Source organism: Tepidibacter sp. Z1-5 (assembly GCF_037844525.1).
In the GTDB taxonomy this organism is placed as follows: Bacteria; Bacillota; Clostridia; order Peptostreptococcales; family Peptostreptococcaceae; genus Tepidibacter_A.
Genome location: NZ_JBBMMD010000080.1, coordinates 20,084 through 38,176, shown reverse-complemented (window position 1 = coordinate 38,176; position 18,093 = coordinate 20,084). Strand labels below are relative to the sequence as shown.

Annotated in this window: 14 protein-coding genes and 1 other annotated feature; of the genes, 5 read left to right on the top strand and 9 right to left on the bottom strand. The window is 27.9% G+C overall.

Annotated features, from left to right (window positions below; genetic code table 11):
• The first annotated feature begins 165 nt into the window (after positions 1-165).
• Positions 166-1,740, top strand: a complete 1,575-nt coding sequence (locus WJW32_RS14015; RefSeq protein ID WP_340259417.1) for a recombinase family protein — start codon at positions 166-168, stop codon at positions 1,738-1,740.
• A 333-nt stretch (positions 1,741-2,073) separates the two neighbouring features.
• Positions 2,074-2,727, top strand: coding sequence for a hypothetical protein (locus tag WJW32_RS14010; protein WP_340259415.1), 654 nt, complete (start codon positions 2,074-2,076; stop codon positions 2,725-2,727).
• A 144-nt stretch (positions 2,728-2,871) separates the two neighbouring features.
• Here the strand turns inward: WJW32_RS14010 and WJW32_RS14005 are convergent, their stop codons facing one another.
• Both WJW32_RS14005 and WJW32_RS14000 read right to left on the bottom strand, forming a co-directional pair.
• Positions 2,872-4,566, bottom strand: a complete 1,695-nt coding sequence (locus tag WJW32_RS14005; RefSeq protein ID WP_340259413.1) for a hypothetical protein — start codon at positions 4,564-4,566, stop codon at positions 2,872-2,874.
• Positions 4,567-4,828: 262 nt separating this feature from the next.
• On the bottom strand, positions 4,829-5,764 hold the full coding sequence (locus WJW32_RS14000) for an STM4504/CBY_0614 family protein (RefSeq protein ID WP_340259411.1): 936 nt from the start codon (positions 5,762-5,764) through the stop codon (positions 4,829-4,831).
• Between the two features lie 203 nt (positions 5,765-5,967).
• Here WJW32_RS14000 and WJW32_RS13995 point away from each other — a divergent pair, with 203 nt between their 5' ends.
• Positions 5,968-6,870 carry a hypothetical protein gene (locus WJW32_RS13995; protein ID WP_340259409.1) on the top strand — a complete coding sequence of 301 codons (903 nt, stop codon included), beginning with the start codon at positions 5,968-5,970 and terminating at the stop codon, positions 6,868-6,870.
• A gap of 818 nt (positions 6,871-7,688) precedes the next feature.
• On the opposite strand, the gene WJW32_RS13990 is transcribed toward WJW32_RS13995, so the two are convergent.
• The 3 genes from WJW32_RS13990 to WJW32_RS13980 form a co-directional block, all read right to left on the bottom strand.
• A complete protein-coding gene (locus WJW32_RS13990; protein ID WP_340259407.1) occupies positions 7,689-8,960 on the bottom strand; it encodes a DUF4238 domain-containing protein in 1,272 nt (423 codons plus the stop codon).
• Positions 8,961-9,638: 678 nt separating this feature from the next.
• Positions 9,639-10,151: a hypothetical protein gene (locus WJW32_RS13985; protein WP_340259405.1), complete on the bottom strand. Its 513-nt coding sequence runs from the start codon at positions 10,149-10,151 to the stop codon at positions 9,639-9,641.
• A gap of 66 nt (positions 10,152-10,217) precedes the next feature.
• Positions 10,218-10,364: a hypothetical protein gene (locus WJW32_RS13980; RefSeq protein WP_340259403.1), complete on the bottom strand. Its 147-nt coding sequence runs from the start codon at positions 10,362-10,364 to the stop codon at positions 10,218-10,220.
• A 426-nt stretch (positions 10,365-10,790) separates the two neighbouring features.
• Here WJW32_RS13980 and WJW32_RS13975 point away from each other — a divergent pair, with 426 nt between their 5' ends.
• Entirely contained in the window at positions 10,791-12,371 is a 1,581-nt protein-coding gene (locus WJW32_RS13975; RefSeq protein WP_340259401.1) for a recombinase family protein, read from the top strand.
• Here the strand turns inward: WJW32_RS13975 and WJW32_RS13970 are convergent.
• From WJW32_RS13970 to tyrS, 3 genes are all read right to left on the bottom strand, one after another.
• Positions 12,359-12,691, bottom strand: a complete 333-nt coding sequence (locus WJW32_RS13970; RefSeq protein WP_340259399.1) for a hypothetical protein — start codon at positions 12,689-12,691, stop codon at positions 12,359-12,361. The genes WJW32_RS13975 and WJW32_RS13970 overlap by 13 nt on opposite strands.
• Positions 12,692-12,725: 34 nt before the next feature.
• Positions 12,726-13,208 (bottom strand): DUF5673 domain-containing protein, encoded by a 483-nt coding sequence (locus WJW32_RS13965; RefSeq protein WP_340259397.1) that lies wholly within the window; start codon positions 13,206-13,208, stop codon positions 12,726-12,728.
• A gap of 310 nt (positions 13,209-13,518) precedes the next feature.
• Positions 13,519-14,742: a tyrosine--tRNA ligase gene (tyrS, locus tag WJW32_RS13960; RefSeq protein ID WP_340259395.1), complete on the bottom strand. Its 1,224-nt coding sequence runs from the start codon at positions 14,740-14,742 to the stop codon at positions 13,519-13,521.
• A 55-nt stretch (positions 14,743-14,797) separates the two neighbouring features.
• Positions 14,798-15,002 (bottom strand) — a binding site (T-box leader).
• Between the two features lie 163 nt (positions 15,003-15,165).
• On the opposite strand from tyrS, the gene WJW32_RS13955 reads away from it, so the two are divergent.
• The gene (locus WJW32_RS13955; RefSeq protein ID WP_340259393.1) at positions 15,166-17,712 is read left to right on the top strand and encodes a transglycosylase domain-containing protein; all 2,547 of its coding nucleotides are present in this window, start codon (positions 15,166-15,168) and stop codon (positions 17,710-17,712) included.
• 19 nt (positions 17,713-17,731) lie between these two features.
• On the opposite strand, the gene spoVAE is transcribed toward WJW32_RS13955, so the two are convergent.
• Positions 17,732-18,088 (bottom strand): stage V sporulation protein AE, encoded by a 357-nt coding sequence (spoVAE, locus tag WJW32_RS13950; RefSeq protein WP_340259391.1) that lies wholly within the window; start codon positions 18,086-18,088, stop codon positions 17,732-17,734.
• Positions 18,089-18,093 lie beyond the last annotated feature (5 nt).

The following is an 18,093-nucleotide window of genomic DNA, read 5'->3' as shown; positions in this document are numbered from 1 at the left end:
ATAATCATAATTACCTCCTTGGTCTTAGAGATAATTATATCTTATTGCTCTGAATTATACATTCTTAAAAGATCAAGTTCTTACATATCTATTGTATCGTTTATACTTTAAATATCATATTATCTAAATTTATAAAAAAGTTGGTGTTAGATTATAAAAAAAAAGATGAATACTCAACCAATATTAAATTCAAAAAAAGAAAAAGCAGTTGCCTACCTTAGAGTATCCACTCAGAAACAGCAAAAAGAAGGAAACTCTTTAGAAGTACAAAATGATTTAGCTAACCGATATGCTGGAGATAATTCTCTAGAGATAGTTAAAACTTTTAAAGAAGCTAAGTCTGCTTATAAATCGTCCTTTAATTATGTGGATGCTGAAGAAGGCCTTTGTCATAAGCTAAATAATCTAAAAAATAGAAGTGTTCTAGAAGAATTAATTGCTTACATTACTAAAGAAAAAATAAAACATTTAATCGTATATAGTAAGGATAGGTTATCTAGAAATTTAGAAATATCCCTTGCTCTTGATGTATTCTTCACAAAGCAAAATATTAGAGTCCACTATACAAAGACTGGTGAAAATATAGAATCTAAAAGTGATGCTATTAATAAGTTCCTAAAACTTGTCTTCGCTAGTGTTTCAGAATTAGAATCTAATTTAATATCTCAAAGAGTTAAAGATGGATTAAAAGCCAAAGTAAATCGGGGCTGTTGGCCAGGAGGTAAACCTCCCTTTGGATATAAAAAATATGATAAAGATAATAAATCACTTCCTAAAAACGCTGATGAACTTGAAAAAGTGCAGAAAATATTCAACTTGTATACTAACTATGGATTTAACTATCAACAAATAGCATATGAAATGAATAGATTGTATCCATATGAATGCTCAGATATTAAATGGAATACATCTACTATTAGGCGTATCCTCAATAACGAAATCTATAGTGGTTATATTGTATGGAATAAAAGAAATAGAACAGATTATGATTCTGATGATATTATAAGAGTTAAATCAAATCAACATCTATCAACTATAGATAGAATTCAATGGGATATTTCAAGTAGAATATCTAAGAATAAACAAAAGGATTCTAAATACTACTCTACTCCATTTTTATTGAAAAATAAGTTAATTTGCAAGAAATGTAATACTTTAATGAAACCTATAAACTATGGAACAGATAGACATGGTAGAAAAAGAGTTGACGTTTATAAATGTAGCTCTAAAAACGACTGTAAGTTCATTGTGAAGCAACCTTATATAGAACATGCTGTTTTAAACAAGATATTAAACACATCTTCTATTTTAAGTGTCAATTCATTATGGAATCTATACTGTAATAGTGTAAATGAACAACAGGCTCATTACAACAATGCTTTAAATGAAGTTAATGAAACTCTAGATTCTCTTAAAAAGACTCAACAGAAAACTAAGTACTTAATAAGTACTACAGAAGATGAAATTATAAAAGAAGCTTTAGAATACGAGTATATTAACATTAATCATGAAATAAAAGCACATGAATATAGAGAAGGTGACCTTACAAAGAAACTATCAAAATCAGCCAAATCAAAATTAGACCTAAAAAAATCATTAAATGTATTTTTCAATAATGGATTCAATGACCTAAGCATGAAAATGAAAAGAATTGTTATAGACATATTAATAGATAAAGTTACTGTATCTAAAGTTGATAATAAATTGGATATTAACATTGTCATGAATACCAAAATATGACCTCTACTCAAATTATGTAGAGGTCATATTTTCATACCATTTTTTGATTATTTTATTCACATAATATATGTCTGTAAAAAATGTGCTGGGATATGTGCTGTTCAGTATACTGAACAGCACATATCCCAGCACACTAAATCTTTGAGAAAATAATGCTCTCTTAATGCTCTTATTTTTGCTAACTTATAGATCTATTATTTCACACCTATCTACTACTTATATATCCTATATCCAAATTCCAATAAAAATTTAATCTCATTCTTCGTAATAATTTCAAATTTTTTTTAATAAATTATTAATATATAAATTCTTTTATAATTAGGAGTGAGTGTAGTGGTAAATAAAGAAGATTGTCCAAAGGAAAATTCTCAAAAGGATGATTACCTAACTGATGAATTAATACAAAAATTAAAAAGTCTGGTGTCTCGAAATCGTAGCCCAAATCAGATAAAAAAAGAACTCGCATTTAATAAGTATAGTTTCTATAAAATCAACTCTTTGACTATTAAACATCTCGATAAAGTTTGGGACCCAAATACAAAAACATATCTTGATATCTGTACATACTGTAATTGTAATATTAAAGATCCAAGTTTGAAAATAAACAAGCATGGTGAAATTAATTTTGTTTTTGAAACTTCCGATATAAAATCTAATAACAAAGCTAGACACAATACACATAATACCCCCTTAACATCTGAAGACAATCTATTTCAGATTTCCAGTGATATAAATAAAACACTAGATAAACTTGTCCATAAAATTGATAATATCCATAAATTTATAGAAGATAATATTCCTGAAAAGAAAAAAGAATCTACAGATTTATTAGGCAAAATACTTGGATCTGAAAATCATAAAAAATCTGTAAATCTAAATAAAGAAATAGAACAAAAGGTTATTAAATATATGGAAGCAAAATACGGAATTAAAAATAACTTCTCTAAAGCAATAAACACTGCCTTGTTTTTAGCTTTATATAAATAAAAAAGCAATCTAATCTTCGAAATTAGATTGCTTTTTTTGCTTCATAAAATATGATAATTTGAAGTTAAATAAGTTAGAAATCACTTATTATTCGGTTCAGCCTATAGTATAGAGGATGTACTCTTTATAATTTTTATTTTATAATCAAATACTATACGTAGATAGTTTAACGTAATGCTTATTATTGTGTATAGTAATATTTTCATTTATAACTACAGTTTCTTTTATATCTGTTTTTCTATACTTTACTCTTGTATTCATAGATTCTATCTCGTCTATAATTAAATCTAATCTCAATATATTACCATAAGAATATTTATCTATAAGGTGACTTAATATAAATTCTGATATGATATGTTTTCCATCAAAGTGATATTGAGCTCTTTTGTCTAGCATTAAATAGCTAATAATAGGAAAATATGGCTTTGACTTTAAAAATTCATGATCATCAAACAAAAGATCTATGTTTTTATAGTCTAGTTCTATAAATGCTTTATGCCTTCCTAATTGCCATGTATATGCTCTTTTTACTGCTTTCTCTGTGTTCTTATAATTCATATACCTAAGAAATACATTTTCTTTCCACTTACATTCTAAAACTAAAACCCTATTACTTAATTTATCATATAAAGCTATATCAACATCACTTTTAAGTATCTTACCTTTATATTTAATATCTTTCACAAAATACTCTTTATTTTCTGCAATAGCTATATTTTTATAGTTACAACATTTATTATATATTTTATCAACAACTGATTGAGATACCGTATCCTTTCTATCTAAAATATCAATACCTTTATCATAATGACCGTTTACTATGGAAAATTGAAAATCATTTAATAGAATAGATGATGGTATAAATAGTATATAATCGCCTGTATCAAATAAAGGATATTCATTCATTCTGCCTTTACATTCTTTTGTAAATGAAAGATACTCTATATATCGATTAACTATTTCTATATCTACTCTTGTAGTTTCAGACATCAATCTTAATAATTCTTCTTTTTTGTAGCATATAACAAACCCTTGTTCTATAGGTTTATTAATACATACTGGATTTAAACCACTTTTAATTAAATTTATATGTGCTAAGTAATAAATAAAACCTAATATATCTATTAATTCAGTTCTAGAGTTTATTATTTCACTTTTAAAATCTGATCCTATTTTTTTTATATCACATTTTATACTCTCTTTACACAAACTATAAAATTTCCAATCTATATTTTTATCTAATTCATTTAATATACTATAACTCTTTTTAAGTTCCAATATGCTACCTTCTTTTATATAAGATAGATTCGGTGTAATATATAATGCATCTAGGTATTGTGTAGGTTTGGATTTAATCTCTATCTCTTCTTCATTTGTATTAAAGTAAATTTCCTCTCTATCTAGATCATCTTCAATCTCAGGAAATATTAACTCGTATTCATTTTTGCCAATACACTCAACTTTAATTACATCAATTCCTTTCGTTTTTTCTATGGAATCTACTATAATACCCATCTCGGCTAGCTCTATAACTTCATCAATATATTGAGTATATTTATTATATTTAGCATGATCATATTTTAATGTTTTAAAAGTTGCACCTCTTCTTAGAAGTTCTTTTATAAACCTCTCTATAGAACTACGTTTAATTTGTCCTAATTTTTGTTTTGATGAATCTGGCCCATAAAAACCTTCTTCCACTATGACTAGCATATAGTATAATATTTCCCCAAGGTTTTTTCTTTCTTTTGAGCATAAATTTTCTATTTTCTTATTTATAAGATTCTCATAAAATAACTTAATTTGATGTCTTATGTCAGTCTCTTCGCACTTATCCATAACAATAATCACTCCATAAATATATTTTTTTATAATTATACCATAAAATAAATTTTATTTTTCATACTGTTATGGTATAATTAAATTACTATTCCTCATATGTAAGAATACTTGCTTAACAAAGAGTTTCAATATTCTTTTAATAGGAGGTATTTGGTATGAAGGACATAGTAACTATAATATACCATGTAGCATGTATACTAATAGTGTTACATAGTAAGTAAAAAACTTCTCTTATGAGAAGTTTTTTATTTTGTTAAATTTATAATGTATTTTTATAATCTAAAGTATATATATCTACTAATAATACTATATTAGTTGCAACTAAATTTATTGCATATACTGCTAAGTACTCAGGAACTCCTACAATTTCTTCACCTTGTCCATGTCCAGCTTTTCTATTCCTTAATGTAGGTAAACCTGATTCTAGTGATGTCTTTATTCCATTCAAACAAACCTTTAATCCATCAAAGTGATTCGATAGTGATTTAGGTATAAAATCTTCATTTACTAGTATTTTAATAAGAACACTTGCTGTATCTTTTTCTTTATTATATTCAAATCTCATTCTCTCACAAATAGTCTTCATTACACTTTCGAAAGACTTCTGTGCATTATATATCGCACCTTTATAGTCACCTTCTCTATAACATTTATGAGCCTCCATAAATTCATCATTAGCACCTTCAAATTCATGTTCATATAAAACTTTTATTGCTGGTTTAACAACCTCACTATGTGTTAATGCTCTATCTATTCTTATTATTTTTCCATTTATATATTCATACCCTATATTATTTTCTTTAAATCTATGATTTAATTCATCTATAGCATCTTCTGGCTTTTGCTTTCTATTACATCTCTGAGCATAAGGGTCATTTTTCTTTAATACATCTATTATCACAAATGAAAGTTCTATTATATCTATAGTTTCTTCAGTATTTTCATGATTTAGCAGAAACTTTATGCAACCTTCTTTCTTATTACTATAATAATCTTTAACAATTGTTATAAGACCTAATTCTCTAGCGATTGTATCATGAATAAATTCCCAAGCCTCCCAATCATTTGCTATGGCATAATTCCAAATATGTAAGATTTGATTCCTTAGTTTCTGAGGTATGCTATCATATAAATATACATCCTCTATTACTCCAGTCTCTTTTCTTCTTCTTTTTGAAAAAATTTCAAAAATCATATTAGTTCCCCCCCTAATAGTAATTATCCTTATTTAACTATTTTACATTACTACAACAATATTTACAATTTATAACAAGATAATATTCGATATATTTAATGCTATTAAGTTTTCATATGACTTTCATTTTTTATAATAAATTATCAGCTAAAAAGGATTATTCAAAATTTTGTCGAATATAGAAATAAATAGGAGGTGATTTAATGTGGTTAGTTAGTTTTATAAAAGTTAATAAAGATTCAATAATAATTAGTAGCATTTTTCTAGTTCTTGGTATTATAATACCTCTTCTTATTACTAAAAAGAAAAATGATATCCCTATAAGCAACAATACCTCTATAAAAAATGTAATTTATATTATACAACAACAATTAATCCAAATTAATATTTACAATAGTCAAAATAATAATGAAAACTTAATCGAAAAATCCTCTGTAAATGGAAATTTTCAAACAAAACAAATTTCTAATAAACAACCTTTACAAATATCACATATTCAAAACTCTTCACCATCTAATTCAACTAACGATGATTTATGTCTATTTTTATTTGTAAGTTTTATTGCGGTTTCCGCTTATTATAAATTTCATTCACAAATTATGCATGGATTTGCAATGTTAACTTTGTTTTCATTTGTAAGTATTACAACTCTAACAATTATGTTATATAAAAATGACAATTTAGATAAACTTAATCAACTTTGGATATCAATAATGATGCTTCTTATTGTATCAGATATAATTACTGTTTTTTTTATGTCCCATCAGCCTACTGTGATTAATGGAGATATTAATATCCTGTTAAAAGGGTTTTATTATTTAGTTGGCTTTATTTCAATGGTGATACCTAATATATTCATGTTAATCTTATTAATTCACATATTTGCACTCAACTCATTTTTAGTTAAACAAAGCAAAATATCCGAGTTTATATTAAGAAAAACACATTTTTTTGTTTATGAGCCTAAACGCCAGATAACATTAATAATATTTTTCACTATTTTTTCCCTATGTTTTACATCAGGTTTGTCTTTTTCTTTTGTTGAAAAATTAATTGAAATTAATAACAATAATACTGATATATTTCTAAATTCAACTGGTATGTAACTAAATCTTCATCTAATTTGCTTCTAGAATTACCAATACGTTTTTAAATTCTCATAAAAAACTACCTGTTAACTTCAATGTAAATTTGTCCATCTGAACTTTAACAGGTAGTATTTTTATAAACGTACTATTTGATTAAAATGATTTATAGAAACTCAAACTTCTAACTTTAAGCTTTCTACTTAATTTTCAAAATTATCAAACAACTTAAGTGTCTATGATAATATATTATATATAAATCTAATATGCAAAACTTCGCGGTTAGTTGACGTACGGTTCACTGTAACTACTGTAAGTGAGTTTTTTTATTTAATCCCCTACATACTTATTGCATAATTATGGTGTAGTATCCAAGTAAGAAAGTAAAAATTCCATAATATGATAGCTACGGTGGTTGTACATTTTTCTACCTTAAATAATTGCTGGTTTTCCTGATGACTTAAGTTAGTAATACTTACTTTATTAATTATATTAGTGTTTTTATTAATTATATTAGTATTTTTATTACTTATTGTAGTTAAAGTTCTATATCTCACACAAGAATAGTTATGCTTTTTCATCTGATTATAATATTTTTAAAAATAAACCTAAATAATTATTGTATTTAAAAATATCTATTTTAAATTAATTATATAAATTGAAATTTACTTTTTCTATACAATAACTTCAAATAAAATTGTTGGCATACTGTTTCCGTCAACAAAGATATCTTCAAAAAAACTATAATTTTTGTAGGTCTTAAGCTGATAAACTTCTCATTTCAGCCACCTAATTCCCCAGTGTCAATTAAAAAATATTTTAAATCCAATCAATAAAAATTATTTTTTATCAATAGGAAAATATGTCATATGTAGTGTTTTCAATTCACGTATCAATTCAGGTGTAATGATTCTATTCTTAGCTTCTATATTCCAATAGCCATCCATAAATTTTTGCATTTCTGAATATCCATCTTTCATTTTCGAAATCTTTACTTGTGGGATATCCTTGTTTTGATTAATTAGTTCAGGAAATCTATACACTCTAACAAGTAAGTTTATGCGTGCTTCATAACTGTATTGACGTTCAAAAGCCTCTCTGCAATTAGTAGGTATTTTCATTAAATACTTAGGAAGTTTACAAAATGATAATCCAAATTCATAATGCATACTCCTAGATTTTGTTGCAATAAATGTTCCTTGTCCATCAAAGCTAGAATCGACTTTTCTCTTTAACCGATATTCTTCTCTTTTTAAAATAAGTTCAGAATCACTAGAAATCCATGCTAATTCTTCTTGCTCTTTAGACAATATACGCTCTTCTGCATTAATTACTTGATATTTGTTAAGATTTATAACTTCTTGTTCATCACTGATTACCATATATGGATTACAATTATTATAAATCTTTCTATCATAAATCACTACCATCACCTCAGGTGACACAGGAAATAAAATAACAACTCCAACATTTGCAAATCCTGCCTTATTAGAACAAAATGGATTCATTATTACAACGGGCATATCTGAAGTAATTAATTTCTTTGTAGTATTAAATTTTATAATAGAAACATCTAAATCATCGATGACTTGAACTAGTTCATCACATACTTCAATTATATCCGCAACATGTATTTCATCTTCGATTTTTTTATTAACCAATTTTCTTGCTATTTCTTCTTTAACATCAGGTATCATATTATTCATACTTTCCAACAGTATTTCAGACATTGTATCCTTGCTATAATTATACATAGCTAAAGTCCGGCAATATTGAAAAATTGCAAACTGCTTAATTGCTTTTTCTTGCCCTTCAGTCAAATTATATTTATCAGTTTCTATTATACTTCTTATGGTTTTTGCCCATTTTTTTTCTTTCTCTGAAAAATCTTTTTCAATTTCACCATCTTCACCATAGAAGTACTCTTTATAGCAAATACTTTTTGTTGGGATTTTATCTTTTAATAATCCTTCATCGAATTGATAAAATGAGATTAATGCTTTTTCTTTTTTTCCAGTGCCTTTGATTATAGAAAAGTTCTTCATATAAAATCTTGGTACATAATGCTGATCAACAGTAATCTGGTTTTTCTTTTCAATTTTCCCCTTCAATATTTTCACTTCCCACTATAGTTTATAAAAGTAGCCACAAACATACTGTTCATGGCTCCTGCTTTGTAAGTTCTGAACTCCCATAATATTATCTAATAGTTTTATATAAAAAGCCATCTAATTTTAATTAACTTATATAGTTTTTGAATCAACTCATATGTTAATTACTTCCCCACTTGAAATTAATATTTTATTTAATCCATTCCAAATTATAGTATAATCTTAAAATTATTGCTGTCAAGCTTATTATATTTTATTACTTATTATAACACTATTTTTACCTATAAAACATCCCCAACCGAGTGATTTCAATGGTTAAATCTAAAACCAGCACCTATTTATTATACGGTTTACCTTATCATATTCTAAATTCTCAAGAAAAATCTCTGATATTTCTCTATCATCAACTTCAACTAATACACATAATACCCTCTTCCAGTATTAATGGAGCTACTTTTTTTGCGTATATAACTTCTATTTGCTTCTAGTTATTCATTTCCATGATATTATAATTTTTATATTTTTTGTATATCTGTGTAATAAAAAAACTTCTAAATCATAAAATAGAAAGGGCCTTATTATTTTCCAAATGCCTAATCTATTTAATTTCTCATTCTACATTATTTAATATAATTATTCTCTAAATACTTGGAACTTATTATACTATATAAACACACTCTATATAACTGATACCTCTACTACTTTTACAACAATTTTATCGATATCTTCATTACCCTCTATTATATCAAATTCAACATCAAAAACACCTTTTTGTTCAGATGTACTTCCCCAGGCAAAAGAACCTGAATTTTTATGTATGAAATCATCTTTACTATAATCAAATATATCAACTGATTCATCTGATATTGATCGACACTGCTTATTTAGTTCTATTAATGTAACTGTCTTATTTAATAATTCATCTTTTAGTGTTTTTAATATTTCATTTATATAATATTCTTTAAAACTTTCCATATTATCAACTTCTAACAAAGTTATATTATGAGCAGTTGTATTTAAATAATTTCCTTCAATAAATCCATAATAGTTCCCATCTTTTTGGTATATATTTTTAAAACCATTTAAGTATTCTTCATGTTCTTCAACCTCTTGAAATCCGCTATCAATAATTGCTTCATGTAAGCTTTTATATTCTTTTGATTGATTAGTATTAATAGTAATTTTTTTCATAAACATTCTCCCTCCCTTAATTTTAAAATTTTCTCATTGTATACCTAACAATTTATCTATATCAGTTCATCCTTCTCTTATTCTCTTTTGTATTATATCTATAGCCCAATTCTCAACCTTATCCGTAATTCTATTCTTAATTTGTAATTGCTTTTCATACGGTATATCATCAAAACTTTCTCCATCTATTATTAAACTAACCTTTATATCCATTTTATCTCCCCCATTAGTACAAGTTTATGAGGGAATAAATTTGTCCTATTACTTGAATTTTCCCAAACTCTAAACAACTACATCTAAAAATGATGCTCATTAAAATGTTAGCTGATTTTGCTTAAGCTTTTCCAATAAAACTTAGATTGTATCGTTTAAATATCCGTTAAGAAAGTTCGTTGTCTGACCAAAGGGAGTTTAGAACTTTTAGGATATTTAATAAGATTCAATCTTTAGTTTTATGAAAAGCTTGGATAATCAGCGTTATTTTAATGAGTATCATTTTTCATTCAGCACTATATATTCCCAAATCTCCCATTAACTAATTCCATAAATCATTAATATTTTTCTATCATAAAGGAATTAATAAATATAAATATCTTTCTCCATTCATATACTTGTACCATAGCAAGGAGGAGATATTTTATGAACATAGCCATTTATTCTCGTAAATCTAAATTTACTGGAAAAGGTGAATCCATAAAAAATCAAATTGAACGTTGTAAAGACTATGCCCGTCATAACTATGATGTTGAGAATATTTCTATCTATGAAGATGAAGGATTTTCAGGTGGCAATATGGATAGACCTAAGTTTAAGCAAATGATTAAAGATGCAAAGTCTAAAAAATTTGATATTCTTATATGTTATAAGCTAGATCGTATAAGTAGAAACATATCAAATTTCTCTGATTTAATTGAACTTCTAGAAAAAAATAATATCTCATTCATATCTATTAGCGAAAGTTTTGATACATCTACTCCAATGGGTAGAGCTATGATGTATATAGCTTCTGTATTCGCTCAGTTAGAGCGTGAGACTATTGCAGAAAGAGTTCGAGATAATATGCACTATTTAGCTCGATTTGGCAGGTGGCTTGGCGGAATTTGTCCTACTGGATTTAAAAGTGAGCCTATAATTTATGTTGATGATAATATGAAAGAGAGGAAAATGTATAAGCTTACTCCTATAGAAAAAGAGTTAGATACTATAAAACTCTTATATGACAATTATCTAAAATTCAAATCGCTGTCAAAACTTGAAACTTATTGCCTGAGAAATAATATAAAAAGTAAGACAGGTAAGGATTTTCAAAAGAGTACTCTTTCTGATATATTATCAAACCCAGTTTACGCTGTAGCTGATGAGTATGTATATAACTACTTTGAATTAAATAATGCAGATATAGCGAGCAGCAAGTGTGATTTTGATGGAAAATATGCTGTAATAAGCTACAATAAGAAGCTTGTTAAAAAAGAAGTCACTAAAAGAAAAGATATATCAGATTGGATAATCGCTATTGGAAAGCATAAGGGCATTATTTCAGGCAAGGATTGGGTAGAAGTTCAAAGTATCATGAAAAGCAATAAAGTTAAAATACCTAGAAAAGGCTCTTCTACTAAAGCATTGCTTTCAGGACTTATCAAATGCGGAAACTGTGGAAGCTTTTTTAGAGTTGGCTATGGTTCTATAAAGAAAGATGGAGAAAGATATTATTATTACAGATGTAACATAAAGGATTTATCAAGAGGAGATAGATGTAATATTAAAAACCTTCCAGGTGAGAAAACAGATAAGCTTGTACTAGATAAAATCAGTAGTATAATACTACCACGAGTGCTAAGTTCTATAAGTGAAAGTGAGAAAAATATTAAAGATAACTTAACTAAAGCTAGAAAAATAAAAAATCAGATTAGTAGTAATAAAAAATCTATTCAAAACCTAGTAATGAAGTTATCTGAAACTGAAGATGAATCTGTATCCAAGTATATATTAGCTGAGATTAAAAGATTAGATGTTGAGAATAATAATCTTGAGAGAAAACTCAGTGAAGATAATAATGATGATAAGAAATTCAATTTAGAATTGTTAAAAGAAAAGTTAATAAATTTTTCTAAGATGATGGATAATGTTACTTTTGAAGAAAAACAGAGTTTGGTAAAGTCAATAATTAAAAGAATTGAGTGGGATGGCAGCGAATTAAAAATAATAGTCTATAACATATAACATTTATTTCCTATTTTTAGCGGTTTTGTACATATAGTATTTGCTTGTATCATGGTAACATTTCCATCTACATCTGTTTTCAAACTTATAAGTTCCTCATACTTTATCTTCCCTTTTAATATTTCCCCAACAGCTTTGTTTATAGATCTATTTGCAAGTTCTTGTGCTTTTGATTCAGCTATTGCTTGAACTACGGGTTTTATCTTTCTATCTACAAATATGAACGAACCTAAAGCCATACTAAATATTAATATCAAAATCATTGCAGTTAATACTTTTTTCTTTTTCTTTTTTTTATGAACCTTAAGTAGTTTTTTCAAGATAATACCCCCCATATTATAATATGAGGGGTACTTATATCTCGTTACTAATTTCTTTATTTTTTATATTCTTATTAAACAACTTTTCTGCATCTTTTATATTTGACTTATTCAACCTAAGTTTTACTTCCTTATCTTTTTTAGTTCTAAATAATATAGTATGAGAATCATCTTCATCATATGAATAAGAAATTATTTTTTCCCACTCATACAGTTCACTTTTGATTATTATACCCTTATAACTTATTGTTTTTTCATAGTATGCTCCAACTAAAATACCCGATACCAAAATTCCTATTATAACACCTTTCATACGATAATCTATATTATTTTCAGTACCTACAGTTGTATAAATACCTAATATATTAACCAATCCCATAGGTATCCCCCATATAACACTCAGCCCACTAAATCTCAATAAAATTTCATTATCAACCATAAACTTCTTTATATTATCTATTAAATTTAAACAACCCGAAACTATAATTACAACAAGCAATATATCCATATGCCCCATATAATCAACTCCCCAATATAATAATATAATCAATTACATATTTTGTAAATAGTTGTATCATTTTCAATTAATTCCTACACTAAAAAGATGCTTATTAAAATGTTAGCTACTTTTAGGTTAACCTTTTTCCATAAAACTTAGATTACGACGTTGAAATATACGTTAAGAAACTTTTTTGTCTAACCGTAAGGGAAGTTTAAAAGTTTTAGAATATTTCACAAGACGTAATCTTTAGTTTTATAAAAACGTTGACTTAAGTAGCGTTATTTTAATAAGCATCTTTTTTTGCTTAAATACCTAAATATATTTATTATCCTAATTTAACTTGATGATATACCTTCTTACCTTTTCTAATCATTAAAGAATCATCTTCAAAGCTATCTTCATTTATCTTAAATTCTATTTCTTTTATTTTTTCATCATTTATAGATACTCCACCTTGTTGTACTAAACGTCTCGCTTCACTTCTAGAAGAAGCAAGACCTGTAGTTGTAAGTAAAGTTAATATATCCATTCCATCAGCTATATCAGCTTTAGCTATTTCAGTACAAGGAATTGATCCTGCCATAGCTCCTTTTCCGAATAATGCCTTAGCTGCCTCTTGAGCCTTCTTAGCTTCTTCTTCACCATGAACTATCTTAGTAACCTCATAAGCTAAAATTTCCTTAGACTTGTTTATTTCTGATCCTTCTAATGAAGCAAGTCTTTCAACCTCATCCATTTCAATAAAAGTTAAAAGCGCTAAGCAGTTTTTAACATCTGCATCAGCAACATTTCTCCAGTATTGGTAAAACTCATATGGAGAAGTTTTTTCAGCATCAAGCCAAACTGCTCCTGATTCTGTTTTACCCATTTTCTTACCTTCACTATTAGTTAAAAGTGTAAATGTCATACCATAAGCTGATTCACCTTCAACACGTCTTATAAGATCTGCTCCTGCTATTATGTTAGACCATTGATCATCTCCACCTAATTCCAGCTTACATCCATATCTTTTGTGAAGCTCTAAAAAGTCGTAAGCTTGCATTATCATGTAGTTAAACTCAAGGAAAGATAATCCTTTTTCCATACGACTTTTAAAACATTCAGCCGTTAACATTCTATTAACAGAAAAATGTCTTCCAACCTCTCTTAAGAAAGGTATGTACTCTAGGTTCATAAGCCAATTAGCATTGTTTTCCATTATAGCTTTATCATCTGAAAAATCTAAGAATCTCTTCATTTGACCTTTAAAGCACTCGGCATTGTGCGCTATTTCTTCAACAGTTAACATCTTTCTCATATCAGTCTTTCCTGTTGGATCCCCTACCATAGTAGTTCCTCCACCTAAAAGAGCTATTGGTCTGTGTCCTGCTCTTTGAAGATGAGCCATAGCCATTAATTGAAGAAAATGTCCTACATGTAAACTATCAGCAGTTGCATCAAATCCTATATAAAAAGTCACAGACTCTTTTCCTAACAGATCACGTATTTCGTCTTCATGTGTCATTTGCTTTATAAATCCACGTTTTTTTAAAGTATCAAATACATTCATTTAAAATCCTCCTCATATTTCTTTATATATACTAAAAAAGGGTCTCCTCGTCCTATAGAAGGACGAAAAAACCCGTGGTACCACCTTAATTCGCATAAAAATGCCTCTTATCCACTATAACGTATGGAAAACGTCGAAATTTTTGATTTCGAAACTCCAGAGTGTATTTCACCTTATCATGTACTGTAAACCTTTCACCACCCGATTTACTCTCTAATTTTGTAACCATGAGGATTACTAATCTCCTTCAACGCCTATTATTCAATATTTTACCCTATTTTATCATAAATATAACTTTTTTTGCAATAATATATATATCATTTTTTATATTACAATAATATTACAAAAATATTCTTTGAATAAATTTATAGATTGAACTTTTTCTTCTATGTTATAATAGATTGAATAAGGAGGTAATGACGAATGCGTAGCGATAAAAACAATGATAAAAGTGAGACTACTAACAATAAAGAAAAAAAGAAAAAAGTAAGTATTTTCAGAATAGTACTTATTACTTTTATTATATTATCTATAGTTGGTACAGCCTGTGTTATGGGTCTTGTCGTAGGAGTTATTAAAAATGCACCACCTATAGACCCACACAATCTTGAAATGTATGAAAGTTCTTTCATATACGATTCTAATGGACAATTAATAGAAAAGGTTCATGGATCAAATTTTAGAAGTCTAGTAACTTTAGATAAAATACCAAAGAACCTACAAAATGCAGTTATATCTATAGAGGACGAGAGATTCTATGATCACCACGGTGTAGATATAAAAAGATTATTCGGTGCACTTTGGTATGACTTAAAGACATTTAGTAAGGCTCAAGGGGCAAGTACACTGACACAACAACTTGCTAAGAATATGTATACATCTAACGAAAAAACTGTTACTAGAAAGATTAAAGATACTTATTATGCTCTTCAACTTGAAAAAACTCTTTCTAAGGATGAAATACTTGAAACTTACTTAAATACTTTCTATTTAGGTAGAGGTGCTATTGGGGTACAAGCTGCAGCTCAAACTTATTTTTCTAAGAATGTAGAAGAATTAAGTCTAGCAGAATCTACAATGATAGCAGGTATAACTAAAAATCCATCTAAATATTCTCCATATACTACTCAAAGACTTGATGGTAGTGAGAATTTAGATGCACTTAAGAACTTACTAGTTTTTTATCCTAAAACAGCAAACACAGATCCTGCTTCTAATGTAGAAAAGGGACTCTTTGAGAAATTACATACAAAAGGATTAATAGATAATTATCAGTATGATCAACTAAAAAAAGAACAAATAGTGGTTAGAAAAGCAGTTGTTAATCCAAATGCAAAGGAAAGACAAGGAACTGTACTGTACAAAATGCTAGAACTTGGACATATATCTCAATCTGAGTATGATGAAGCTAAAAACGAAGAAATAGTTATAAAGGTTGGAAATCAAACTCAAACCAATGTTTCTTCTTATTTTGTAGATCTACTTAAAGATGATGTTATAGATGCTCTAGTTAAACAAGGTAAAACTGAAGATGAAGCTAGAGATATGCTTTATAACGGAGGTCTTAGAATATATTCTACTATGGATGTCAATATCCAAAAGATACTAGAGACAGAATATCAAAAGAACTCTAATTTCCCAGGAACTTTTACTGATAAAAATGGAAATATTCAGCCTCAATCAGCTATGGTTATAATGGATTACCATACAGGTCAAGTTAAAGCTTTGGTAGGAGGACGAATGATAGGTGGTAAAAAACTTTATAATAGAGCCGTTAATCCTAGACAACCAGGTTCTGCTATAAAACCAATTGCTGTATACTTACCTGCACTTGATAGCGGAATGACAGCTGCTACTGCAATAAATGATTCGCCATCAGGATATAAATATTCCTCTAATGAGAAGTGGAAACCTCATAACTATGCTAATAAATATAGAGGCCCTATAACGTTAAGACAATCGGTTCAACATTCTTCAAATGTAGGAGCTGTAAAAACAGCAGAAATGCTTTCTTCAAGCCCATATTCTTCTGTTGAGATTATGGTTGATTTCTTAGAAAATATGGGTATATCTACTATAGTGAAAACACCAGGGCATAATGATAAAAACTTCTCTGCACTTACGCTTGGAGGTATGACTAAGGGAATAACTCCACTTGAGATGACTGCAGCATATGGTTCTATAGCAAATGGTGGAACTTATATTAAACCTATGCTGTTCTCTAAGATAGAAGATTCAAACGGAAATATAATATTGAATAATAAGGCTGTTAAACACTCAATTACAACACCTCAAACAGCTTATATAATGACTGATATATTAGGAACTGTTGTAAGTTCTGGTACTGGAGGCCGTGCTAGAATATCTAATATGCCTGTAGCCGGAAAAACAGGTACTACTAGTGATAATAATGATGCTTGGTTTGCCGGATATACTCCTTATTATGTTGGAGCAACCTGGATAGGAAATGACTGGAATCAAAAACTTAAAACAGGAAGTGCTATGTCATCATCGCTTTGGTCAAAAGTTATGACTCAAGTTCACAAAGGACTTCCATCAAAATCATTTAAAAGACCAAGTGGAATAACAGAACAAAAAATTTGTTCAGAAAGTGGTCAAGTTGCAACTCATTTTTGCGAAAATACTAGAACGGAAAAATTTGTAGCAGGTACAGAACCTAGAGATTACTGCGAGATGCATACTCAAGATGAAAATATAGAAATAGAAGACACCCCTGATTCATCGGATATAATAAATGATTGGTTGTTTAATTCTGATAAAAAAGACGATAAAAATAACAATGATAAAAATAACAATGATAAAGTTATAGATTCTAAAAAAGATGAAGAGAATAAACAATCAAATGATAAAGAAAAAAATGAAATAAAAGAAGATGATAAAAAAACAGAAAATATGTTTTTTAAAAAACAAGATGATGAAAATGAAATAAAAATAAAAGAGAGCAATTAATTGCTCTCTTTTTTTGCTCCTATGGTTTTGCCTTTGGGCTAAATATTAAAGACATTAAATATCCAAATAAAACAGCTGCTGCTATTCCACCAGCATTTGCAGATGTTCCTCCTGTAAATGCGCCTAATAAACCTTTTTTACCTACTTCTTCTATAACACCTTTTCCAAGTCCATATCCAAATCCTGTAAGAGGCACAGTTGCACCAGCTCCTCCAAACTCTACAATTGGTTCATATATTCCAAGCCCCGTCAATATAACGCCTACAGTTACAAAGCTTACAAGTACATATGGTGATGGTATCTTAAAAAAGTCCATAAGTATTTGACCTATAACACATATAGCTCCTCCGACTATAAAAGCTCTTAAATACTCCACAATTC